Genomic DNA, 21,786 nt, shown 5'->3' on the forward strand with positions numbered 1-21,786 from the left:
CTAATACTGTGAGCTGACAGATTCATGACAGTCAAAGCCCTCATCGCCTCTTTCACCCAGCAGGAAGACCTCAACTTCCTGTTGACCAACCGCATCCCCCGCGCGGCCCTGACTCGCTTCATGGGCTGGTTCTCCAAGATCGAGAATCCGCTCGTGCGGGACTTCTCGATCGCGCTGTGGAAGCTGTTCTCCGACCTCGATCTGTCTGAGGCGCGCAAGACCCATTTCAGGAGTCTGCACGACTGCTTCACCCGGGAGCTCAAGCCGGGCCTGCGACCGTTCGATCAGGACCCGGCGGTCGTTGCCAGCCCGTCGGACGGCATCGTCGGTGCCCACGGGAAGATCGCCGACACCGAGCTGTTTCAGGTCAAGGGCGCGCCCTATTCGCTGCTCGACCTGCTGGGCGATTCCGCGCTGGTCGACCAGCACCGCAACGGCTCCTTCGTCACGCTGCGGCTGACCTCGAGCATGTATCACCGCTTCCACGCGCCCTATGACGCGCATATCGAGCGGGTCACGCTGATCCATGGCGATGTCTGGAACGTCAACCCGATCGCCTTGAAGCGAGTCGAGCGTCTCTTCTGCAAGAACGAGCGCGCGGTGATCCGCACGCACCTTTCGACCGGCGAGGTCGTGACGCTGGTGCCGGTCGCCGCGATCCTGGTCGCCAGCATCCGCCTGCACTTCCTCGACATGGTGCTGAACGCGCAAACCCGCGGCCCGGTCAATTTCCCCTGCGACGTCAACGTGGCCAAGGGCGAGGAGCTCGGCTGGTTCGAGCACGGCTCGACCATCATCATCCTCGCGCCCGGCGATTTTACCTTCTGCGACGGCATCGCCGAGGGCACGCGCATTCGCGCCGGTCAAGCGCTGTTGAGGAGAGGATAGCCTTCAATCCGCCGCGTCCGCCGCCTATATCGTCCTGCGGGGATGCATAGATCGACACGGATGTGAGTGATGGCGCGGGCGCCGGTCATGGCGGCGGGTGGTATCGTGTTGCGGCGGGGAGCTGTGCCGCTGATCGCGGTCGTGCGCCAGCGCAAGCGCAACGAATGGGTCCTGCCCAAGGGCAAGCTCGACGACGGCGAAACGCCGAAACAGGCGGCGCACCGCGAGGTGCTCGAGGAAACCGGACACGCCGTCGCCATCCACGAATTCCTCGGCACGCTCGTCTATCAGTCCGGCGGGCGTTCCAAGGTCGTGCATTTCTGGCGCATGGAAGCTGAGGGCGGTCCGGTCCGCAAGCTGATGAACGACATCAAGGCGGTCGACTGGCTGCCGCTGGACGACGCGCTTGCGCGCCTGTCGCGCGAATATGAGCGCGCCTTTCTGACCCAGATCGGCCCGATCGCGCTTGCGGCAGCGGGGCTGGCGTCGCCGCCCGCGCCCGAGCCGACGCCGCCGCTCGCGGCCGACGATATCGATGCAACGCTGCAGACGCTGACGCCGGCCGAAGCCGCATCCATCGACGAGTTGCGGCATGGTCTGCTGCAGAAGGTGAAGGCCTGGCTGCGCGGCGAGGCGTGAGTTGTCTTCACCTCGCCCCGCTTGCGGGGAGAGGTCGGACTGCATCGCAGATGCAATCCGGGTGAGGGGGACTCTCCGCGAACCTCACTGCCACTATTTCTGCGGAAGCAGCCCCCCATCCCAACCCTCTCCCCGCATCCGCCTTCGCCCGAAGGCGGGCTACGGCGGACAAGAGCGCGGGGCGAGGGAGCGCACCGAGCGCGCTCATGCACGCCGAACTTTACCGCCGCTCCTTCTCCTTCGGCACCGGTCTGCGCGGCGCTGCGGGGCGTTGCGCGGCAGGGAGGCGCTGCTGGAAGCCGCCGGGGCGCTGCATGCCCGGCTGTTGAACCGTGGGCGGCTGGCCCGGCTGCATGCCGGTGCGCGGCAGTTGCGGCTGCGGAGGAGTCCCGCCCGGTTGTGACGGCATGACTCCGCCGGGCTGAATTCGCCCACCACGCTGCGGCTGTGTTTGCGGCGTGCCGTTTGGCTTTGCGCCCTGTCCTTCGCGCGGTGCACCTGGACGTCCGCCGCCTTGCCGCTCGCCGTGCTGCGGCTGGCCTTGTTGCAGTTGTCCTCGCGGCTGTTGCCCCTGGCCCGCACGCTGGCCAGCCGGCTCCACCGCGCCGCCTTGTCCTTGCCGTTGCGGTGGCTGGGTGCCTTGCCGGCCCGGGGTGCCCGGCTGCTGCTGACCCGGACGGTTGTTCTGGCCGGGCTGGCCGTTCGGCCGCTGCAGCTGTTGGCCAGGCGTGGTCGCCGGCCGCAATTGTTGTTGCTGCGGCGGCTGGGCCGGGCGCGGAATGCGGCTGAGCGCGGTCGGATTGGCGCGGCGGAAGTCACGCTGCTCGGTGACGATCTGGCGGCCGGTGGTTTGCGCCAGATGCACCTGGCCGACGAAGCCGCGGTCGCGCGCGATCTGCTGCGCGGGAATCGTGATCGGCACCGCGGCGAAGCGCATGATTCCGGCGGTGGCCGCGCCGGGCCGGATCGCAAAGCCGCTCGCGCCTTGCGTCAGCGCGCCGAGCCGCGTGCCGCTGGTGCGGTCGTCGACGTCGATGTGGCCGACGCGGCCGTCGGCGTCGGGATAGAGCTTGATGTTGACGTTGCGCGCGCTGCTCGCTGCCGCGCCTTCAGGCACCTCGACGACGCCGGTGGTGCCGCGGATGCCGAGCGTCGCGGTCGGCGTCGTGATCTTCATGTTACCGGTCTTCGCCACCGCAGCTGCAACGAAGGCCACTGTGCCCTTTCCGACGTCGAATATCCCTGAGTTCTGCTTGCCGCCGTCCTCATAGACGTAATTGTCGATGGTGATCTTCGAGCTGGCTGAAAGATTGAACGTGGTGGCGTCGTCGAAAGTGATGCCGACCGTGGAGTTCGACGAGGTCTGCACGACGTCGTTGAGATAGATGTCGTCGCGCACGCGCAGTGGATAGGAATTCTTGTCGCGGATCACGGTCGCGATGCCCGTGACGGTCGCGACGTTGCCGATCGGCTCGACGGCGCCGGGTTGTGCGTCCGCGGCCGGTGTCGGTGAAGCCGATGGCGTCGGGGAGGGCGCTGGCGCCGGCTGCGCTTGTGGCTGGGCCTGCGCGACTTCGATCGCATCGGATGCGATCGCAACGCTCGCGCCTGCCAGCGGCAATGCCGGCAGCACGAGCGCGAACACGAAGCGGCGCCAGGCCAGCATTGATGTCACGAGGAAGTCCCGGTGAGAACGCGAGGCGAGATCGGCCGATATCAGCCGGGGAGACCTGAATGGCGGATGAACATGTGTCGCGAGGAGGAGGGGCGAACGTTCAGACGTCACGTTCGGTGAGGGATGTGGCGCCGCCTTCTTACTCGTCATTCCGGGGCGCGACGACGTCGCGAACCCGGAATCTCGAAGTTGTGGTGCGAGCTCGCCGTGCGAGATCCCGGGTTCGATGCTTCGCATCGCCCCGGGATGACACCTGCGGTGTCAGCTCACGCGCTTCCAGGTCTGGCCGCCGCAGAACATGCCGCCGAAGGCGCAGCCCTGCACGCGCATCGCATTCGGGCCCTTCATCGCGATGGTCGAGTCGTAATTGCGGCCGGAGTCGGGATCGTGGATGCGGCCGCTCCACTTCGAGCCCTCTGGCTTCATGTTGATCAGGATGCGCTCATTGGTCTTCACGGCATAGCCGCAGAGATTGGTGCCGCACTGTTCGACGCGGACATTGCCCTTGTTCTCTTCGGTCGCCCAGACTCCGATCGGCGTGTTGGCAACCACCACGGGCGCCGCGGCCACAGGGGCCGGAGCGGGCGCCGGAGCAACTGCGACCGGCGCGGGTGCGGGAGCAGGAGCCGCGGCTGGCGCCGGCTGCGTATTGGCGTCAAAGCCGGCCGACGGTGCGGCGGCAACCGTCGCGGCCGGAGCGGCGGGAGCCGTGACCGCGGGCGCGGCCGGCGCGGTCGCTTGCGCCGGCGCCTGCTGCACCGGCTGCTGCTGCACCGGAGCCGGCGCAGGCTGCGCAGTCGTCGTGCTTGGCGTGGTGTCGTCATCGTCCTTGGAGCCGCCCAGGCCCTTCAGGTTGATGTTGTTCAGCTTGATCGGCTTGTCCGACAGGCCCGGTGCCACGATGGTCACGCAATTGAGCGAGGCGCAGTTGCGCGGCGTCTCGATGCGGATGTGCTTGCCCTCGATCTGGAACGAGATCGTGTTGCCGCCGGCATGGGCGGCGGCGGTGGACGCCAGGAAGAGCGCAGCGGCGGCGATGGTGAGCTTGTTCATGACAACCTCCGAAAATGGCGTGGTCCCGATATGGACCGAAGTCGCTGGTGGATGAAGCGTGGTTCGACCCTACGCCGGCCTGGTCGGGCGTTCTGTGATGGGGGTCACAACGGTGGCGCGCCGTCTGGGTGAGGCGGCGCACATTCAGCCGCACTGCCTCTGCGTAAGCTCGGGCGACGCTCAGGGAGGTGTGGATGAAACGGCTTGTGACTTCGCTTGGCGCCTTGATCGCACTGATGGCGATCACGCCCGCGGCCGTGGCCGGCTCCTATTCCTTCTCGATCGGCGGTCACCGGTTCCATGTCGAGTCGCCGCGCAATTGCCGGTCGGCTTCCTGTGTTTCGGTGTCCAGCCGCAGCCTTCGACCGACACATGATGTCGACACGACATCAGCCGCGTCGCCTGCGGTCGCACCGCTGCAGCCGGCCTATCCCGCAGCTCCGGTGCGACCGGAGCAAGCAACCGTTGTCATGCCGCCACCGGCGCCGAGCGGCCCTGTTGTCGCCGCGACGACGTCGCAGCCCGTTGTCCCGCCGCCAAGGGTCGAGACGCCGACACTCGTCGCGCCGAGCCTCAATCCGCCGCGGGTCGACCTGCCGCGAATGGATCCGCCGAGGCCCACGGCGCTCGAGCCGCCGCGCATGGAGCCACCGCCCTTCCCGAATCCCGAGATCAAGCAGACCGCAACGGTCGCACAGCGCAGCGACGACGAGCCGGCCTATATGCCGCTTGGCGAATGGGAGAGCCCCGGCGCCAAGGGCACGGTCCGCATCGAACGCTGTGGCCCCGCACTGTGCGGTTACGCGCTGACGGAGGCGTCGAGCCGCGGCGAGAGCGTGCTCGTCAACATGAAGCCGAAGTCGCACGACGTCTGGACCGGCAACATCTACAGCCGCTCCAGCGGCAACACCTATTACGCGACCATGACGCTGAAGAACTCCGGCCGGCTCCACGTCGAAGCCTGCGCGCTCGGCCATTTCTGGTGCTCCGGCAACGACTGGACGCGGATCGAGGCGCCGAGAGAGCAAATGATCACGACATCGCGGCAATGGAGTTCGCGGTCGTAGCCCTTCTTTGGAAGGGCGTCGCCTAATAGAGCGTTGGCTGCGGCCATCCTTCGAGATGCCCGCCTATGGCGGGCCCTCACGATGAGGGCGGTGTGTGCGGCGGTGTTTTAACAGGCGTGACGCTGCTGAGCCTCATCCTGAGGAGACCGCGAAGCGGTCGTCTCGAAGAACGAGGCGCGCGCTCAAGCCTCGAAAAGCCGTATGCGATTGCAGCCCCAGGGAAGGGCGAGGGGTCGTGGTGTGGTGAGTGAAGCCGCTAGATCATGCCGAGCACGATGGCGCCAACGAACGCCATGGCGAGGTACGCGGTGACTATGCTCAGTCTCCCGGCGAACGTCATGAGGTCGCTCCCTCCATGCGCGCCGCTTTGCGCGCTGGCATTATGGTTAACAGAAAGTCTCCTCGCGAAAAAGTCAGCCTTGCTGTCGCTCAGTTCAGCCGGCTCCGGGCCCGCGCGGGCCCGTATGGTTAAAGAACCCTGAAATCAACATGTTGAAGAGTCTTTAAGTAAATTCACCGAACGTGCGTGCATGACGCGCGGAGTTCGTTTGTATCTCGTCGGCTCCATCGTCCTTGTTTCGCTAGCGGGTTGCGGACGCGGCTTCTTCCAGGCCGAACGCGAACCGTGGCGGGCCGAGGCCGAAGCCGCATGCCTGAAATCGGGCGCGGTGAAAGAGGGGCCGGATCTCGTCCGCATCGACCCGATCTCCGGACCCGGCATGTGCGGCGCCGAGTTTCCGCTCAAGGTCGCCGCCATCGGCGAAGCCTCGAGCAGTTACGGCTTTGCCGACGAGGAATTGCGCCCGCCGGGCAGCATCGGCGGCCAGCCGCGCTGGCCGGTGACGCAGCCGCGGTCGACTACGCCGCAGAGCCAGAATTATCCGGCATCGTCCTATCCGCAACGATCGAACTATCCCGAAAGCGCGGTGCGCCAACCCTCCGGCTATGGCAGCTCAAGCGGGCCGGTGTCGCTGAACGCGCCCGGCGTCGCCGCGCAGGAGGACGAGATCGATCTGCCGCCCGATGGCACCGATGCCGCAGGCGCGGCACGCTACATGAACTCGCCGAGCTATCCGGCGCGGCCTGCACCTTACTCGCAGGCGCCTGCGCAGCAGCCGCCGCCGCGCCTTGGCCCGGCGCAGGGCAATCCCGTCACGGCCGTCGGTCCGGTCGCGATCAAGCCGACCGCGACGCTCGCCTGTCCGATCGTGTCCGAGCTCGACCGCTGGCTCGCCGACACCGTGCAGCCCTCGGCGATGCGCTGGTTCGGCGTCCGCATCGCCGAGATCAAGCAGATCTCCGCCTATTCCTGCCGCGGCATGAACGGCAATCCGCATTCCCACATCTCCGAACACGCTTTCGGCAACGCGCTCGATATTTCCGCCTTCGTGCTCGCCGACGGCCGCCGCGTCACCGTGAAGGATGGCTGGCGCGGCATGCCGGAGGAGCAGGGCTTTTTGCGCGACGTGCAGTCGGGCGCTTGCGCGCATTTCACCACCGTGCTCGCGCCGGGGTCGAACGTCTATCACTACGACCACATCCACGTTGATCTGATGCGCCGCGCCAGCCGCCGCCTGATCTGTCAGCCCGCCGCCGTCTCCGGTGAAGAGGTCGCCTCGCGTGCGCAGTCGCGCAGGCCGTACGCGAATGCGCGCGAGCCTTCCGTGACCGGCTCGCTCGGTGTGCGCAAGAGCACGGGGCACAAGCGCGAGGAAGACGACTACGCCGACGATTAGACGGAGCAGTTGCTCTTGTAGCTGCGCTCACGGAGGCTACGATCTACTTCGGCTTCGCCGGTGGGGGGACCAGCCCCATGCAGAGCTGCACCTCGCCCGGCACGTTGTAGGTGCGCATGATATGGCGGCTGTCGCGCAAGCCGGATGCCTCACGCTGCACCACGAACATCCAGAGCGCCTGGCCGGCTTCCGCCACCAGCTTGCGCCTGGCCGGTTGCAGCGAGGCCGGCGCCTCCGAGGACGGGTGCGCGGCATCGAACTCGCGCAACCGCGTTAGCGCCTGTTCGAGTGTGCGGCCCATCCGTCCAAGCGCCGAGGCCTGTTCCTGGACGATCTCGTAATGGAGGATATCGACGGGCGGGCGAAGATCACGGGACATGGCCGTGAATATAGGGTCGCCTGACCGGTCCGCGCAACGCGCCGCTACTTCGCCTTATACGCGGCCAGGAACATCCGCGTCGCGCTGTCGACCACCTCGGTCATGCGCTCTTCCGACGGTGCGGGCGCGGCCTGGAACACGAAGGGCAGGAACAGCGAGGCCTTGCACAGCTCCATGAACTGCGACGCTGCGAGGTCGCAATCGTCGATTCTGAGATCGCCGGAGGCGACATGGATCTTCAGATAATCGGAGAGGCGGTTGATGGTCTTGTCCAGCACTCGCGCATAATAGCGGCGGCCGACATCGGGCATGCGCTCGGCGATCGCCATCACGGTGCGGATCGCCGATCCGCCGCCGGGCCGGCAGAGCAAGTGGATGTAGGCCCGGCCGAACTCCTTCAGCGTGGTCTCGGCATCGCGCGCGGGATCGAAATTGAACACGACTTGGCCGAACTGGAGCGCCTCCTGCTCGAGGATGGCTTCGAACAGCGCGCTTTTGTCCGCGAAGTAGACGTAGAGCGTGCCCTTGGAGACCTGCGCGGCGCGCGCGATCTCGCCCATGCTGGCGCCGTCGAAGCCGAGATCCATGAACACTTTGCGGGCACCGTCCAGGATCTGGCGACGTTTGGAGCCGTCCTCTTCCTGGATGACGTGCAGATGATCGCGGCCGGCTACAACCATTGGTTCAGGGTCTCGGAAGGTTTTTGAGTCGGGTCTGCGGCCATGAAACCCGAATAAAGGATTCTCGTCATTAGGGTCCGGCCGGGATTATTATGTATATTGACCGAACCGTTCGGTCAATGGTATTTGGATTGGCGAGAGGGAACAGGCCGCATGCCGGCTGTCCCTTTGTCGCGCTTTTTTTGGGGAGGCCTTTATGGCCGTATCGAGAGACCAGGCTGCGCGCGTCCTTCGCCAGGAAACGGTGGAGGAGCACGCGGACGGTGATGCGGCGATCGAGAACGCTGCACCCCTTGCTGAGCAATTGCGCTCTCAATTGGCCGAGGAAGCCAAGCGCCGCACCGCCGAGGCGCCGGAGAAGCCCGTGACCGACAAGCCGGCCGCGCCAGCGACGGAGGCACCCGCCGCCGGCGCTCCCAAATCCGGCAAGCGCAAGTTCGTCCTGATGGGCGTCGGCCTCGTGCTGGCGCTCGCGGCCGCGAGCTATGCCGGCTACTACACGCTGGTCGGCCGCTTCTACATCTCCACCGATGACGCCTATGTCCGCGCCAACAACACCATGCTGGGCGCGCGCGTCTCCGGTCACATCGCCTCGATCCTTGCCGGCGACAACACGACCGTGAAAGCGGGCGACATTGTCTTCCGCATCGATGACGGTGATTACAAGATCGCGGTCGATGCCGCCGCGACCAGGATCGCGACGCAGCAGGCCACCATCGATCGCATCGGCCGCCAGGTCGCCGCGCTCGACAGCCAGGTGGCGCAGGCCAAGGCGCAACTCGTCTCAGCCGAGGCCGGCCTCAAGCGCGCCGATCTCGACTATGAGCGCCAGCAGGCCCTGAGCAACAAGGGGTTTGCCTCGCGCGCCACCTTCGAGAGCTCGGAAGCCGGACGTGACCAGGGCGCCGCCGCGGTCAAGGCCGCGCAGGCCGCCTACGACGTTGCAATCAGCAATGTCGACGTCGCCAAGGCGCAGCAGGCCGAAGCGCAGGCCCAGCTCGCCGAGCTCAAGACCACGCTCGCCAAGGCCGAGCGCGATCTCAGCTTCACCGCGGTCCGCGCGCCGGTCGACGGTACGTTTTCCAATCGCCTGGTCAACGCCGGCGACTTCGTCGCAGTCGGCCAGCGCCTCGGCAACATCGTGCCGCTGGACGCCGTCTATATCGACGCCAATTTCAAGGAAACGCAGCTCAAGCGTATCCGTCCCGGCCAGCCGGTGACGATCAAGGTCGATGCCTACGGCATGCGCAAGTTCTCCGGTGTCGTCGACAGCATCGCGGCGGGCGCGGGCTCGGTGTTCACGCTGCTGCCGCCCGACAACGCCACCGGCAATTTCACCAAGATCGTGCAGCGCGTGCCGGTCCGCATTCGCGTGCCGAAGTCGGTAGCGAAGCAGAACCTGCTCCGCGCCGGCATGTCGGTCTATGCGACCGTCGACACCAACAAGGGCGCCGCCGACGCCGACAGCGAGGTCGACCTCGACGATCCCACCGCGATCCACCCGCAGTAGCCACAGCCTCAGCGCCTGCGAGGTCGGACCATGGCCAACGCCACCACCGCTTCACCTGCCATGATGGCGGATCCCGCTTCGGAGCGCATCGCGCCGAAGCGGCTGTTCGCGTTCATCATCATGGTGTTCGGGATGTTCATGTCGATCCTGGACATCCAGATCGTCTCGGCCTCCCTCAGCGAAATCCAGGCCGGGTTGTCAGCGAGCTCCAGCGAGGTCTCCTGGGTCCAGACCGCCTATCTGATCGCCGAGGTCATCGCCATTCCGCTGTCCGGATTCCTGTCGCGCGCCTTCGGCACGCGGCTGTTGTTCGCGATCTCGGCGGCCGGCTTCACCGCCTCGAGCCTGCTCTGCGGGTTTGCCACCACGATCGAGGAGATGATCCTCTGGCGCGCGCTGCAGGGTTTCCTCGGCGCCGGCATGATCCCGACGGTGTTCGCCTCGGCCTATACCGTTTTTCCACGCTCCAAATTCCACATCGTCGGCCCCATCATTGGCCTCGTCGCGACGCTGGCCCCGACCATCGGACCGACGGTCGGCGGCTACATCACCGACCTGATGTCGTGGAACTGGCTGTTCTTCATCAACGTCGTGCCCGGCATCGGCATCACCCTGGGCGTGCTGGCGCTGGTCGATTTCGACGAGCCGCATTTCGAACTGCTCGACCGCTTCGACTGGTGGGGTCTGTTGTTCATGGCCGGCTTCCTCGGCACGCTGGAATATGTGCTGGAGGAGGGGCCGCAATATGAATGGATGCAGGATACCTCGGTCGCGATCTGCGCCTGGATCTGCGCGATCTCGGCCATCGCCTTCTTCTGGCGCGTCTTCACGGCGGCCGAGCCGATCGTCAATTTGCGCACCTTCTCCAATCGGAATTTCGCGATCGGCTGCGTCCTGCAGTTCTGCATCGGCATCGGCCTCTACGGCCTGACCTACATCTATCCGCGCTATCTCGCCGAAGTGCGCGGCTACAGCGCGCTGATGATCGGCGAGACCATGTTCGTCTCAGGGATCACCATGTTCCTGGTCGCGCCGCTGGTCGGCCGGCTCATGGTGAAGCTCGACATGCGCTACATGATCGCCTTCGGCCTCGTCGTGTTCGCGATCGGCTCCTACCAGATGACGTGGATCACGCGCGACTACGATTTCTACGAGCTGCTGGTGCCGCAGATCCTGCGCGGCATCGGCATGATGTTCGCGATGGTGCCCACCAACAACATCGCGCTCGGCACGCTGGCGCCTGATAGGGTGAAGAACGCCTCGGGCCTGTTCAACCTGATGCGCAATCTCGGCGGCGCGGTCGGTCTCGCTGTCATCAACACCGTGCTCAACGACCGCACCGATTTGCACATCACCCGCCTCCAGGAGCGCGTGACCTGGGGCAATGCGACCGCGACCGAAACCCTGACCATGTTCATGCAGAAGTTTCAGGGGCTCGGCGATTCCACGCTGATGGCGATGAAGCAGCTCTCCCAGCTCGTGCATCGCCAGGCCGTGGTGATGAGCTTCGGCGATGCCTTCTTCGTGCTGACGCTGTTCTATCTCGGCCTCACCCTGCTGGTGACGCTGCTGAGCAAGCCGGCCCCACTGACCGGCGGCGGCGACGCGCATTGATGCTGCCCAATTCGGGCAATCACAAACGCGGTGTCATCGCCCGGCCTCGACCGGACGATCCAGTATCCCAGAGGTCGGCGTTGGTGTAATCGCTCTCACCACATCCGCCGCGGCGTACTGGATGCCCCGCTTTCGCGGAGCATGACGGCGGAGGGTGGGGCGGCGGCTGTGGAGCGCACCAAGGCCGCGCGCACCAAATTGCAACACTCATCCGTGATCTCGCGCGAGCCCCGTTGCAAGTCGCGAACGACACATCTATAAAGCGCACCTCATTCATTCGAACCGGGGAGAGATTTGCATGATTTCGTCGCTTTCGCAGATCGTACGCCCGCGCTCGATGATGTTCTGGTTCGGTATGTACGCGGCCTGTTAGAGGCCTCCTCCGCCAGTTTCGATTGGGCCAAGTTTTCGACCAAGCGTCCCGATCGCTTTCTTTCCCAAGTCAAAGCCAACCTTAAGTGACGCCGTCTCGGCCCTCGCGGCCGGCCTGCGTCCATCGATGGAGCCGGCCCGCGCCAAAAGCGGCCGGATGATGTCATGACCGCTCTGTCAAAAAAGCCCGCGGCGATCCGCCTGGTGCTGCCCTTCGTGTTCCGGCACTGGCTGAAGCAGCCGGGACGGGGGCTCATCGTGGCCGGCGGCCTGCTGGGTGCGACCATTGCCGACCTGTTCATGCCGGTCTTCTCGGGCCGGCTGGTTGATGCGCTGACGCGTGGCCCGTCCGATCCGGATGCGCGGCATGCCGCCCTGGTGGCCTTCGGCGCCATCGTGGCGCTGGGCGCTGCCTCCGTGGCGCTGCGGCTGGCCGGCCTGCAGGCGATCGTGCCGTTCACGCTCAAAACCATGTCGGACGTCGCACAGGACGCCTTCATCCGCGTGCAGCGCTTCTCCACCGACTGGCACGCAAACTCCTTCGCGGGCTCCACCGTGCGCAAGATCACGCGCGGCATGTGGGCGCTCGACCTGCTCAACGACACCATCCTGATGGCGTTGGCGCCCTCGCTGCTGGTGTTGATCGGCTCGATGGTCCTGATCGGGATGCACTGGGCCTCGCTCGGCGTGGTGATCGCGGTCGGCGCGTTCTTCTACGTCACCATCACCGTCGTGTTCTCGACGCGCTACATCGCGCCGGCCGCCCGAGTCTCCAATGCCTGGGACACCAAGGTCGGCGGCACGCTTGCGGATGCCCTGACGTGCAACGCGGTGGTGAAGTCGTTCGGCGCGGAAGCGCGCGAGGATACGCGGCTCGGCCGCGTCATCAACCGATGGCGCGTGCGGGTGCGGCGGACATGGCTGCGCTACAATTACACGGCCATGGCGCAGCTGTCGCTGCTGCTCTGCCTCCGCACGTCCGTGATCGGCGGCGCGGTGCTGTTGTGGATGTCGGGACATGCCTCGCCGGGCGACGTGACCTATGTGCTGACGAGCTACTACATCATCCACGCCTATTTGCGTGACGTCGGCATGCATATCAACAACCTCCAGCGCTCGGTCAACGACATGGATGAGCTGGTGGCGATCCATGCCGAGCCCATCGGCATCGCCGATGCAACCGGTGCGCGGCCGATCGCAATCGAGGGCGGCGAGATCGTGTTCGACGACGTGACGTTCCACTATGGCGGCCATCGCGCGCCGCTCTATGACGGGCTGTCGGTGACGATCCGGGCCGGTGAACGTGTCGGCCTCGTCGGACGCTCCGGCTCCGGCAAGACCACCTTCGTCAAGCTGGTGCAGCGGCTCTACGACGTCACCGGCGGCCGCGTGCTGATCGACGGGCAGGACATCGCATTGGCCACACAGCAATCGCTGCGCAGCCAGATCGCGATCGTGCAGCAGGACCCGATCCTGTTTCACCGCTCGCTCGCCGAGAACATCGCCTATGGCCGGCCCGGGGCCAGCCTCGAGGCGATCGAGCAGGCGGCGCGGCTTGCGAACGCGCACGACTTCATCCTGCGCCTGCCGAAGGGCTACGGCACGCTGGTCGGCGAGCGCGGCGTGAAGCTGTCGGGCGGTGAGCGGCAGCGCGTGGCGCTGGCGCGCGCGTTCCTGGCGGATGCGCCGGTGCTGATCCTGGACGAGGCGACGTCGAGCCTCGATTCGGAATCGGAGGCGCTGATCCAGGAGGCGATGGAGCGGCTGATGAAGGGCCGCACCTCGATCGTGATCGCGCACCGGCTGTCGACGGTGCGCAGCCTCGATCGCATCCTGGTGTTCGACCGCGGCGAGATCGTCGAGCAGGGCACCCACGCCGTGCTCGCGGGAAAGCCGGGGGGGATCTATCGCGGCCTGTTCGAGCGCCAGGTGGTGGAGCTCGGGCACGTCGCAGCGGCGGAGTGAGGGGGCGGCAGCGGGGCGAAGGTCCCGCTGTCACGCCGCCAAGGAATTCGTCAAGGATGGAATGAGATGAAAGACCTGACGGACGGCTCCATCGTGAGGCACCTCCTGGCCATGGCACCTCCGATCATGGCCGGCATGATCTCGATCATGGTCTGCCAACTGGTCGATCTGTACTTCGTGTCGGGCCTGGGCGATGCCGCCGTGGCGGGCGTCGCCGCGGCCGGCAATGCCGGCTTTCTCGTCAACGGGCTGATGCAGGTGCTCGGCGTCGGCGCGGGGGCACTGATCGCGCATGCCGTGGGACGCAAGGACCGGGCGGATGCGAACCTGATCTTCAACCAGGGGATCGTGCTGTCGGTGCTGTTCGGACTGTCGACCCTGCTCGCAGGTGCCGCGCTGTCGCGCGCCTACATGCGTTCGATCGCAGCGGACCAGGCCACGATCAAGGCCGGGACCACTTACCTGCTGTGGTTCATGCCGGCGCTCGCGCTGCAGTTCGCCACCCAAGTCATGGGGGCTGCGCTGCGCGCGACCGGTATCGTGCGTCCCACCATGCTGGTGCAGGCATTTGCTGTGGCCATCAATATCGCGCTGGCGCCGGTCCTGATCACGGGCTGGGGCACCGGCCATGCGCTCGGGGTCGTCGGTGCGGGGTTGGCGAGCTCGATCGCGGTCGCCATCGGCGTGCTGGTGCTACTGGCGTATTTCCGCAAGGTCGAGCGCTATGTCGCCTTCAATCCGGCGCAGTGGCGCCCGCAGCCTTACCATTTGAAGCGCATCCTCGATGTCGGCCTGCCGGCCGGCGGCGAGTTCGCGATGATGTTCATCTTCATGGCGGTGGTCTATTACGAGCTGCGCGATTTCGGCGCGGCGGCGCAGGCCGGCTTCGGCATCGGGCAGCGCGTGCTCGGCCTGATCAACATGCCGGCGCTTGCGGTTGGGCTGGCGGCCGGGCCGATCGCCGGCCAGAACGTCGGCGCAGCCAAGGCTGCGCGCGTGCGGGAAACATTCGTCAAGGCCGCCTTGATCGTCACGATCGTGATGACCGGCTTCATGATCCTTGCGCAAGTGAAGCCGGAGCTGCTGCTCGCCGGATTCTCGAACGACCGCGAGACCATGGACATCGCCTACCTGTTCCTGCGGATCATCTCGCTCAACATGGTTGCGCAGGGGCTGATCTTCACCTGCTCGAGCATGTTCCAGGCCCTCGGCAACACCAGGCCGGTGCTCTTGAGCTCGGCGACGCGCGTGTTCACCTACTCGCTGCCGGCGATCTGGCTCTCGACGCGGCCGGGCTTTCGCATGGAGTATGTCTGGTATTTGTCGGTCGCGGCGACAATGTTGCAGGCGGGCTTGAGCCTGTGGTTGCTGCGCCGCGAGTTCAGGAAGCGTCTGACTTCGGCACGGGAGGTGAAGGCCCCCGAGCAGGCGAGCGCCGGCCCCATTGCGCCTCTCGCGCGCGAGCCTGCGTAACGGCAGCTTGTCCCATCCTGGCTGCTCCGGCTAACTTGCCGGGCGGTGGGGATGGTGGGCTGCAGAAGGGCCAATGACCGGAGCGACGAACGAGCCGCGGGCGGCGTCATGGCTCGCCGCGATCTGGGCGGCGCGCTATCGCACGCCGGCCCGCTTCGTCGCGCTGATCGCGCTGCTGCTGCCGTGGACCACGACCGGGCTGATTTTCGCGCTCATACCCTGGCTGATCGCCTTCGCGTTCGTCGATCTCCGCGCGTTTCCGCGTTCGCTGCTTCGCCCGATCTGCCTGCTGCCGATCGCGCTGGTCGCGCTCGCCGCCGTGGGCACGCTCTGGTCGGATGCGCCGTGGCCGGAGCGAATCCACGCGATCGGGCCGGTGGCGAAGCTGCTAGTCATTCCGCTCCTGATCTACCAGTTCGAGCGCTGGCCCTACGGCCATTGGGTGTTCTCTGCCTTCCTGGCATCCTGCGCGGCCTTGATGCTCTATTCCTTCGCCGTCGCCTTCGACCCCGCACTCTCGCTGAAGCTCTATCTGTCGCGTGGGCCTTTCAGGGTCGAAAGCGGAATCGCGGTGCGCAACTATATCGACCAGAGCCAGGAATTCGCGCTCTGTGTGCTTGCGCTGGTCTATCCAGTCGTGTCGCTGCTGCGACAACGCCGCGCCGCCACCGCGGCGCTGTTCGCGGTGCTCGCGATCGGATTTCTCGCCAACATGATCTTCGTCGTGGTCTCGCGCACGGCGCTGGTGACGCTGCCGATCCTGGTGGTGCTGTTCGCGCTGCTGTATCTGCGCCTGCGTGCGGCGCTGCTTGCCGCCGGCGCGATGGCGCTGTCGGCGGTGCTGCTCTTTGGCGTGTCGCCGAATCTGCGCATGACGGTTGCGAAATTTCAGGCCGACTATGAGACGAGCGTGCAGGACAGTCAGGTCAGCGGCATGGGTTCACGTCTGGAATATTGGCGGAAGTCCCTTCGCTTCATCGCCGATGCACCGCTGGTCGGTCACGGCACCGGGTCGATCCGCGGCCTGTTCGCAAGCGTGGCTGTCGATGCGAAGATCGATCCGCTGCGTGGTGAGATCGTCAGCAACCCGCACAATCAGACCCTCAGCGTGGCCGTGCAGTGGGGAATCGTCGGTGTCCTGATCCTCTACGCGCTCTGGTTTGCGCATCTCTCGCTGTTTCGCGGCGCGGGGCTGGCCTCCTGGATCGGCCTGCTGGTCGTGGTGCAGAACATGCTGACCTCGCTGCTCAACACGCATTTGTTCGACTTCACGCCGGGCTGGATCTACGTCCTCGGCGTCGGTGTCACCGGCGGCATGGCGCTCGCCAGGAAGACGCAGAATTAGAGTGCGCCGAGACTGTTCCAGACCAGGGTCAGACCCGACAGGAACAGCAGGCCGAGCACGACATCGCCGAAATGCTTGTCATTGAGGGCGTGATAGACGCGCGCGCCGGCCCAGGCGCCGATCAAGGTGCCCGGAAACGCGACCAGCGCAAGCCAGACCACTTTGAGCTCGACGAGACCCGATGCGGTCTGCAGCACCAGTGCTGTCGCGAGCACCGTGAAATTGAAGAGCTGGAAGATGCCGCGCCGTTCGTGCTTGTTCCAGCCGCGGATGTTGGCCCACAGGATCGGCAGCGGCCCGGACAACCCGGCGAGGCCGCCAAGAATACCGCCGGCAAAGCCGATCGCGCCGTCGGCGAGGCGGCCGCCGAATTTGATCGCGAGCGGCCTCTTGTTCAGATAGAGCGCGCTCGAGAACATCAGAATTAAAACGCCGACGCTTAACTTGAACACTTTTGGATCGGCCGAGGCGATCAGCATGGTGCCGAGCGGTACGCCGATGAGACCGCCGATCAGGAACGGCCAGACCAGCGAGAGGTCGAAGCTCTTCCACATCGAGGGCAGCGTCGAGGTCTGCGCGATTACGGAGCAGATCAGCACCAGGGGTACCGCGAGCGAGGGCGGCAGCACGTAGAGCCAGATACCGAGCGCCATCAGCGCCGTGCCGAACCCGGCCAGGCCCGAGACGAAGCCGCCGGCCAATGCGCCGAGCAGCAGCAGCGCGGAGGTGAGCGTTTCCAACAGATTGTCCTTCGCCGGGCGATCCCGAACTGTTGATCGCCGCCGCCCGCATAGCATGCTTGCTGCCGTGCAAGTCAATCCGCCCCGCACGCAAGCGTGATCTGCGGCGCCGGGCGTTCGCGAAAGACATGCCTACATGACGGTCGTACTTCATCCGGGGGCCCCGCCGCCATCCTGCTCTCGGATCGGTCGGTCCCGAATGCGACGATGGAGAATGACCATGACCCGCACCAAGATCGCCGCTGCAGCCGCGCTGTTGGCGGCGGCGCTGATGCCGACAATGGCCCAGGCGCAGCTTTCCGAGCCTGCGGCCTATCAGGCAGCTCATCCCGACCGCGACGTGCTGAATGGCGGCCAGCTCACGCCTGCGGCGCGTGCGGCTCTCGGCCAGCACGGCACGCCCAGCGATGCATATGCTTTGCAGGGCTATCCGTCGCCTGGGGCGCCGGTCGTGCGCTCGACCCATCGCCGTCATCGTCGATGATCTAGACGATCTGTCTGGTGTCGGCGGGCTTCTGCAGCGCGCCGACCAGGATGCGTAGCGCCTCGGTCAATTCCGACCTGTTGCGTGCCGCGCCCAGCGAGACGCGCGCCGCGTGCGGCGGTGTCCCGTCGACCGTGAAGGCATCGCCGGCGACGACCGCAAGTCCGTTTCGCAACAGATGCGCCGCCACATCGGGCCGGTCCTCAGGCAGCCGCAGCCACAGATGATGCGCCGCGGGCTTGGCCAGGAACTGAAAGCCCTTCAATGCGCGCTGCGCGAGCTGCTGACGGCCGACCGCCTCGCTGCGGATGGCGGTGATGATACGATCGGCAATGCCGCTTTCGATCCAATGCGTCACCAGCGCGACCATAAGCGGCGCCGGCATCTGCACGGTCGCCTGCAAGTATGTCCGCATCTCCCGCTGCGCCTCGCTGTCGGGCGTCGCCAGGTAGGCAACGCGGAGCGCCGGCGAGATACATTTTGACAGCGTGGTCGCAAGATAGGTCCGCTCGGGAATGAGATTGGCGATCGGCGATGCCGAGCGGTCGAGCAGGCCGTAGGCGTCGTCCTCGATCAGGATCGTGTCGGTATCGCCGATGATCTTTGCGATCGCACTGCGCCGCTCGGCGGCAAGCGTCGCCGTGGTCGGATTGTGTAGCGTCGGAATGAGATAGACGGCCTTCGGCTTGTGCGTGCGGCAGGCCTTTGCCAGCGCATCGGGCAGGATGCCGCCATCATCCATGGCGACGCCGACGAGCTTGATGCCGAGCCGCGCTGCTGCGGCCTTGACGCCTGGGAATGTGAGCGCCTCCGTCAGCACGATGTCGCCGGCCCGCGCCAGATGGGCGAGCAAGTTGAACAGGATCGTCTGTGTGCCGGGAAAGATCACCAGCCTGTCGGCTCGCGCGTGCGGTACCCGTGCGCGCATCCAGCGCGCGGCGACCTCGCGCTCATGCTCGCTGCCGCCAGGCGGCTGATAGTTGAGATACGCCGTCAGGCCCGAATGCGCGCGGATCGCTTCCATCCCGGCGATGATGCGCTCGTCGAGCTGCGCCTCCAGCGGATGTGGCGGCACGTTCATCGAAAGATCGATCGCGACGGGATGCGGTAGGTCGACCGCGCGGCGCGCGCTGGTCTCCGACACGAACGAGCCCTGTCCGACCCGCGCCTCCATGATTCCGCGACGCCGCGCCTCGGTGTAGGCGCGCGTCACCGTGGTGAGGTCGACGTCGAGCGCCTTGGCCAGCGCGCGCTGCGTCGGCAGTTGCTGGCCGCGCACCAGCCGGCCGGCGGCGATGTCGGCCTCCATGGCCTCGACGATGCGCTGGTAGCGCGGCCCTGACAGCTCCGAGATTGTCGGGGTCCAATCCATGCAATTTAGGTCCATATTCTTTGAATGTATGGATACAACAGATTATTGTATGGATTGTCGAAAAGGAAGGGTTTGGTCATGGCGGCCGATTCAGTCTCTCTGGCGAAGGCGATGTGGCGCGGCTTTCGCGGCAAGTGCCCGAACTGCGGCGAAGGACATCTGTTCGGCCGTTTCCTGAAGGTCGCAAACAGCTGCGATCATTGCGGCGAAGAACTGTTCCACCAGCGCGCCGATGACTTTCCCGCCTATCTCGTGATCGTCGTGGTCGGCCATCTCGTGGTCCCCGCGATCCTCGCGGTCGAGACCGCGTATGCGCCGGCGGTCTGGCTGCAACTCGTGGTGTGGTTGCCGGTGACGCTGTTCGCCTCGCTCGCATTGCTGCAGCCGACCAAGGGCGCCATCGTCGGGCTGCAATGGCAGATCGGCATGCACGGTTTTGAAGTGAGCAAGCAGCGGCGTGAGGCGGACGAGCTTGCGCCGGTGCTGGTAAAAGCGGACACGCGCGCGGCCTGAGGCGCGGCGACGTTGAGGCGTTCCTGAAAATGGTGAGGAGTTCGATGCGGTCAGCATCGAACCCCTCGTTGCAAGATATCAGCCGGCCTGTAAGCCGGGTTCTGTAAGGCACCGTCCGCTTGCGCGAACGATACGTGACGGCCATTCCTCTGGGACCATGTTTGCACATGGCCTCGAGCAACCTACCCGGACGGCGGGCCTGACATCGCCCCGCGGCGTTATCGCTTGCGCGAACAGCCCGCTACGCCGTCCCTATTCGGTTTTGCTCCCGGTGGGGTTTGCCATGCCGGCTCCGTTGCCGGACCCGCGGTGCGCTCTTACCGCACCTTTTCACCCTTACCCCGCGAAGCCGAAGGCGAAGCGGGGCGGTTCGTTCTCTGTGGCACTTTCCCTGGGGTCGCCCCCGCCGGACGTTATCCGGCACCGTATGTCAAGGGAGCCCGGACTTTCCTCCCCGGCGGCCTTTCGGCGCCTGCCGGAGCGGCCGTCCGGCCGACTGACTGACAACGCATGGGGCATTTGTGACGGTTTCGTCAAGCCGATATCGCGACGTACGATCCGCCCGAAATAATTTATCCTGAAGATGTCGTTTGCTGCGTGCCCCGTTCGACTGGATGTCGGCGACACAGCCGAACAACAGGAGTGAAGCGATGCAATATCTGCTGATGATCTACCAGAACGAGGCCGAGTACGCGAAGATTGACACGGGAACCAGCCAGAAGATGTCGGCGGAGTATGAAGCCTTCACGCAATCCATCATTCGGAACGGCAATTTCAAGGCCGGCGATCGACTGCGACCGACCACGACCGCGACGACGGTGCGTGTGCGCGACGGCAAGATGCTGACGACCGATGGACCGTTTGCGGAGACCCGCGAGCAGCTCGGCGGCTACTATCTGATCGAGGCCAAGGATCTCGACGCCGCGATCGAGATCGCGGCGCGGATTCCGAGCGCGCGCGTCGGTTCGATCGAGGTGCGGCCGATCTGGGTCTACGACAAGTGACGGCCGGGCCGCGCGTCGCCGCATGACTCCTGGCGAGATCGACAAAATCTTCCGCGACGAGGCGGGGCGGGCGCTGGCCACGCTGATCCGCCTCGTCGGCGATTTCGATCTCGCCGAGGACGCGCTTCAGGATGCTTTTGCCGTCGCGCTGGAACGCTGGGCGGCGTGCGAGGTCCCCGACAATCCGCGCGCCTGGCTGGTCAATGTCGCCAGGCACAAGGCGATCGATCGTGTCAGGCGCGAGGCTGTCTTCCGCGGCAAGCAGCAAGCGCTCCTGCACGAGATCGAGCTCAATGCGCAAACGGTCGACGAGCCGCCGGCAACACTCAACGACGACATGCTGCGGCTGATCTTCACCTGTTGCCATCCGGCGTTCGCGCCCGAAGTCCAGGTCGCTCTGACGCTGCGCACGGTCTGCGGGCTCTCGACCACGCAGGTCGCGCGTGCCTTTCTCGTGGGCGAGGAGGCAATGGCGCAGCGGCTGGTCCGCGCCAAGCAGAAGATCAGACTCGCCGGCATCCCCTACGAGGTGCCCGAGCGCGACGCGCTGGCGCCGCGGCTCGATGGCGTGCTCGCCGTGATCTATCTGGTCTTCACCGAGGGCTATGTCGCGACCGAGGGCGCGGATCTGATGCGGCCTGATCTTGCAACTGAAGCGATCCGGCTCGGCCGCTTGCTCGATCGGCTGATGCCGGATCGTGGCGGCATCAAAGGCCTGCTGGCCCTGATGTTGCTGCACGATGCGCGCCGTGCCGGACGCGAGACCGCGGCCGGCGATATCGTGCTGCTCGAGGAGCAGGATCGCATGCTGTGGGATCGCGGGCGGATCGAGGAGGGCCTGGGCCTGGTCGAGGATGCGTTGCGCGTGCCGGGACGGCCGCAGCCTTATGTGGTGCAGGCCGCGATCGCCGCGCTGCATGCCCGCGCGCCGAGCTTCGAGCAGACCGATTGGCGGCAGATCGCCGGGCTCTACGAGGTGCTGCTGCGCATCTCTCCCTCTCCGGTGATCGAGCTCAACCACGCCGCCGCCGTGTCGATGGTCGATGGGCCGGCACGTGCGCTCGATCTCGTCGATGCGATCAGCGCCCGAGGCGGGCTCGGCGGCTATGAGCTGCTGCCCGCAGTGCGCGCGGATCTGTTGCGGCGGTTGGGGCGGAGGGATGAGGCGTGCGAGGCGTATCACGCAGCGACTGCGGCGACACAGCTCGAGCCGCTGCGGCGGCTCTACGCGCGGCGGGTGAGGGAAATGGAGTAGGGCTCTCGTGCCCCGGACGCAG

19 protein-coding genes and 1 other RNA gene are annotated in these 21,786 nt (G+C 66.0%); 13 read left to right on the forward strand and 7 right to left on the reverse strand.

Going from position 1 to position 21,786, the window contains the following annotated elements; translation table 11 throughout:
* The first annotated feature begins 24 nt into the window (after positions 1 to 24).
* Positions 25 to 888 carry an archaetidylserine decarboxylase gene (gene asd / locus RAD04_RS11840; RefSeq protein WP_461623933.1) on the forward strand — a complete coding sequence of 288 codons (864 nt, stop codon included), beginning with the start codon at positions 25 to 27 and terminating at the stop codon, positions 886 to 888.
* Between the two features lie 69 nt (positions 889 to 957).
* A complete protein-coding gene (locus RAD04_RS11845) occupies positions 958 to 1,527 on the forward strand; it encodes an NUDIX hydrolase (RefSeq protein ID WP_461623934.1) in 570 nt (189 codons plus the stop codon).
* Between the two features lie 220 nt (positions 1,528 to 1,747).
* Here RAD04_RS11845 and RAD04_RS11850 read toward each other — a convergent pair whose 3' ends face one another.
* Both RAD04_RS11850 and RAD04_RS11855 read right to left on the reverse strand, forming a co-directional pair.
* Complete coding sequence (locus tag RAD04_RS11850) at positions 1,748 to 3,193, reverse strand: FecR family protein (RefSeq protein ID WP_461624079.1); 1,446 nt, start codon at positions 3,191 to 3,193, stop codon at positions 1,748 to 1,750.
* Between the two features lie 270 nt (positions 3,194 to 3,463).
* Positions 3,464 to 4,255, reverse strand: a complete 792-nt coding sequence (locus RAD04_RS11855) for a DUF2147 domain-containing protein (RefSeq protein ID WP_461623935.1) — start codon at positions 4,253 to 4,255, stop codon at positions 3,464 to 3,466.
* Positions 4,256 to 4,449: 194 nt separating this feature from the next.
* Between RAD04_RS11855 and RAD04_RS11860 the strand changes: the two genes are divergently transcribed.
* On the forward strand, positions 4,450 to 5,322 hold the full coding sequence (locus RAD04_RS11860; protein ID WP_461623936.1) for a DUF2147 domain-containing protein: 873 nt from the start codon (positions 4,450 to 4,452) through the stop codon (positions 5,320 to 5,322).
* 530 nt (positions 5,323 to 5,852) lie between these two features.
* Positions 5,853 to 7,058 carry an extensin-like domain-containing protein gene (locus RAD04_RS11865; RefSeq protein WP_461623937.1) on the forward strand — a complete coding sequence of 402 codons (1,206 nt, stop codon included), beginning with the start codon at positions 5,853 to 5,855 and terminating at the stop codon, positions 7,056 to 7,058.
* 43 nt (positions 7,059 to 7,101) lie between these two features.
* Here RAD04_RS11865 and RAD04_RS11870 read toward each other — a convergent pair whose 3' ends face one another.
* A complete protein-coding gene (locus RAD04_RS11870; RefSeq protein WP_461623938.1) occupies positions 7,102 to 7,437 on the reverse strand; it encodes a DUF6665 family protein in 336 nt (111 codons plus the stop codon).
* Positions 7,438 to 7,481: 44 nt separating this feature from the next.
* Positions 7,482 to 8,117: a TetR/AcrR family transcriptional regulator gene (locus tag RAD04_RS11875; protein WP_183257579.1), complete on the reverse strand. Its 636-nt coding sequence runs from the start codon at positions 8,115 to 8,117 to the stop codon at positions 7,482 to 7,484.
* Positions 8,118 to 8,313: 196 nt separating this feature from the next.
* Between RAD04_RS11875 and RAD04_RS11880 the strand changes: the two genes are divergently transcribed.
* The 5 genes from RAD04_RS11880 (at position 8,314) to RAD04_RS11900 (ending at position 16,396) form a co-directional block, all read left to right on the forward strand.
* The gene (locus RAD04_RS11880) at positions 8,314 to 9,627 is read left to right on the forward strand and encodes an HlyD family efflux transporter periplasmic adaptor subunit (protein ID WP_461623939.1); all 1,314 of its coding nucleotides are present in this window, start codon (positions 8,314 to 8,316) and stop codon (positions 9,625 to 9,627) included.
* 30 nt (positions 9,628 to 9,657) lie between these two features.
* Entirely contained in the window at positions 9,658 to 11,241 is a 1,584-nt protein-coding gene (locus tag RAD04_RS11885; RefSeq protein WP_461623940.1) for a DHA2 family efflux MFS transporter permease subunit, read from the forward strand.
* A 537-nt stretch (positions 11,242 to 11,778) separates the two neighbouring features.
* Positions 11,779 to 13,578, forward strand: coding sequence for an ABC transporter ATP-binding protein (locus tag RAD04_RS11890; RefSeq protein ID WP_461623941.1), 1,800 nt, complete (start codon positions 11,779 to 11,781; stop codon positions 13,576 to 13,578).
* Positions 13,579 to 13,644: 66 nt separating this feature from the next.
* On the forward strand, positions 13,645 to 15,051 hold the full coding sequence (locus tag RAD04_RS11895; RefSeq protein ID WP_461623942.1) for an MATE family efflux transporter: 1,407 nt from the start codon (positions 13,645 to 13,647) through the stop codon (positions 15,049 to 15,051).
* A gap of 73 nt (positions 15,052 to 15,124) precedes the next feature.
* The gene (locus RAD04_RS11900) at positions 15,125 to 16,396 is read left to right on the forward strand and encodes an O-antigen ligase family protein (protein ID WP_461623943.1); all 1,272 of its coding nucleotides are present in this window, start codon (positions 15,125 to 15,127) and stop codon (positions 16,394 to 16,396) included.
* Here the strand turns inward: RAD04_RS11900 and RAD04_RS11905 are convergent.
* Entirely contained in the window at positions 16,393 to 17,136 is a 744-nt protein-coding gene (locus RAD04_RS11905) for a sulfite exporter TauE/SafE family protein (protein ID WP_461623944.1), read from the reverse strand. The two genes, RAD04_RS11900 and RAD04_RS11905, sit on opposite strands and share 4 nt — an antisense overlap.
* Positions 17,137 to 17,356: 220 nt before the next feature.
* On the opposite strand from RAD04_RS11905, the gene RAD04_RS11910 reads away from it, so the two are divergent.
* Positions 17,357 to 17,620 carry a hypothetical protein gene (locus RAD04_RS11910; RefSeq protein ID WP_461623945.1) on the forward strand — a complete coding sequence of 88 codons (264 nt, stop codon included), beginning with the start codon at positions 17,357 to 17,359 and terminating at the stop codon, positions 17,618 to 17,620.
* 1 nt (position 17,621) lies between these two features.
* Here the strand turns inward: RAD04_RS11910 and RAD04_RS11915 are convergent, their stop codons facing one another.
* A complete protein-coding gene (locus tag RAD04_RS11915) occupies positions 17,622 to 18,992 on the reverse strand; it encodes an aminotransferase-like domain-containing protein (protein ID WP_461623946.1) in 1,371 nt (456 codons plus the stop codon).
* A 78-nt stretch (positions 18,993 to 19,070) separates the two neighbouring features.
* Here RAD04_RS11915 and RAD04_RS11920 point away from each other — a divergent pair, with 78 nt between their 5' ends.
* Positions 19,071 to 19,505 carry a DUF983 domain-containing protein gene (locus RAD04_RS11920; RefSeq protein WP_461623947.1) on the forward strand — a complete coding sequence of 145 codons (435 nt, stop codon included), beginning with the start codon at positions 19,071 to 19,073 and terminating at the stop codon, positions 19,503 to 19,505.
* Between the two features lie 74 nt (positions 19,506 to 19,579).
* On the opposite strand, the gene rnpB is transcribed toward RAD04_RS11920, so the two are convergent.
* Positions 19,580 to 20,005: RNase P RNA component class A (gene rnpB, locus RAD04_RS11925), an RNA gene on the reverse strand.
* Positions 20,006 to 20,155: 150 nt separating this feature from the next.
* On the opposite strand from rnpB, the gene RAD04_RS11930 reads away from it, so the two are divergent.
* On the forward strand, positions 20,156 to 20,509 hold the full coding sequence (locus RAD04_RS11930; protein WP_026202052.1) for a YciI family protein: 354 nt from the start codon (positions 20,156 to 20,158) through the stop codon (positions 20,507 to 20,509).
* A 22-nt stretch (positions 20,510 to 20,531) separates the two neighbouring features.
* Complete coding sequence (locus tag RAD04_RS11935) at positions 20,532 to 21,764, forward strand: RNA polymerase sigma factor (protein ID WP_461623948.1); 1,233 nt, start codon at positions 20,532 to 20,534, stop codon at positions 21,762 to 21,764.
* Positions 21,765 to 21,786 lie beyond the last annotated feature (22 nt).

The sequence above is a fragment of the Bradyrhizobium sp. 25ACV genome, assembly GCF_054863005.1.

What these genes read in the sequence shown, in the direction of transcription:
- asd (WP_461623933.1), top strand. Translation starts at nt 25, where the DNA reads ATGACAGTCAAAGCCCTCATCGCCTCTTTCACCCAGCAGGAAGACCTC.
- RAD04_RS11845 (WP_461623934.1), top strand. Translation starts at nt 958, where the DNA reads ATGGCGCGGGCGCCGGTCATGGCGGCGGGTGGTATCGTGTTGCGGCGG.
- RAD04_RS11850 (WP_461624079.1), bottom strand. Translation starts at nt 3,193, where the DNA reads ATGCTGGCCTGGCGCCGCTTCGTGTTCGCGCTCGTGCTGCCGGCATTG.
- RAD04_RS11855 (WP_461623935.1), bottom strand. Translation starts at nt 4,255, where the DNA reads ATGAACAAGCTCACCATCGCCGCCGCTGCGCTCTTCCTGGCGTCCACC.
- RAD04_RS11860 (WP_461623936.1), top strand. Translation starts at nt 4,450, where the DNA reads ATGAAACGGCTTGTGACTTCGCTTGGCGCCTTGATCGCACTGATGGCG.
- RAD04_RS11865 (WP_461623937.1), top strand. Translation starts at nt 5,853, where the DNA reads ATGACGCGCGGAGTTCGTTTGTATCTCGTCGGCTCCATCGTCCTTGTT.
- RAD04_RS11870 (WP_461623938.1), bottom strand. Translation starts at nt 7,437, where the DNA reads ATGTCCCGTGATCTTCGCCCGCCCGTCGATATCCTCCATTACGAGATC.
- RAD04_RS11875 (WP_183257579.1), bottom strand. Translation starts at nt 8,117, where the DNA reads ATGGTTGTAGCCGGCCGCGATCATCTGCACGTCATCCAGGAAGAGGAC.
- RAD04_RS11880 (WP_461623939.1), top strand. Translation starts at nt 8,314, where the DNA reads ATGGCCGTATCGAGAGACCAGGCTGCGCGCGTCCTTCGCCAGGAAACG.
- RAD04_RS11885 (WP_461623940.1), top strand. Translation starts at nt 9,658, where the DNA reads ATGGCCAACGCCACCACCGCTTCACCTGCCATGATGGCGGATCCCGCT.
- RAD04_RS11890 (WP_461623941.1), top strand. Translation starts at nt 11,779, where the DNA reads ATGACCGCTCTGTCAAAAAAGCCCGCGGCGATCCGCCTGGTGCTGCCC.
- RAD04_RS11895 (WP_461623942.1), top strand. Translation starts at nt 13,645, where the DNA reads ATGAAAGACCTGACGGACGGCTCCATCGTGAGGCACCTCCTGGCCATG.
- RAD04_RS11900 (WP_461623943.1), top strand. Translation starts at nt 15,125, where the DNA reads ATGACCGGAGCGACGAACGAGCCGCGGGCGGCGTCATGGCTCGCCGCG.
- RAD04_RS11910 (WP_461623945.1), top strand. Translation starts at nt 17,357, where the DNA reads ATGACCCGCACCAAGATCGCCGCTGCAGCCGCGCTGTTGGCGGCGGCG.
- RAD04_RS11915 (WP_461623946.1), bottom strand. Translation starts at nt 18,992, where the DNA reads ATGGATTGGACCCCGACAATCTCGGAGCTGTCAGGGCCGCGCTACCAG.
- RAD04_RS11920 (WP_461623947.1), top strand. Translation starts at nt 19,071, where the DNA reads ATGGCGGCCGATTCAGTCTCTCTGGCGAAGGCGATGTGGCGCGGCTTT.
- RAD04_RS11930 (WP_026202052.1), top strand. Translation starts at nt 20,156, where the DNA reads ATGCAATATCTGCTGATGATCTACCAGAACGAGGCCGAGTACGCGAAG.
- RAD04_RS11935 (WP_461623948.1), top strand. Translation starts at nt 20,532, where the DNA reads ATGACTCCTGGCGAGATCGACAAAATCTTCCGCGACGAGGCGGGGCGG.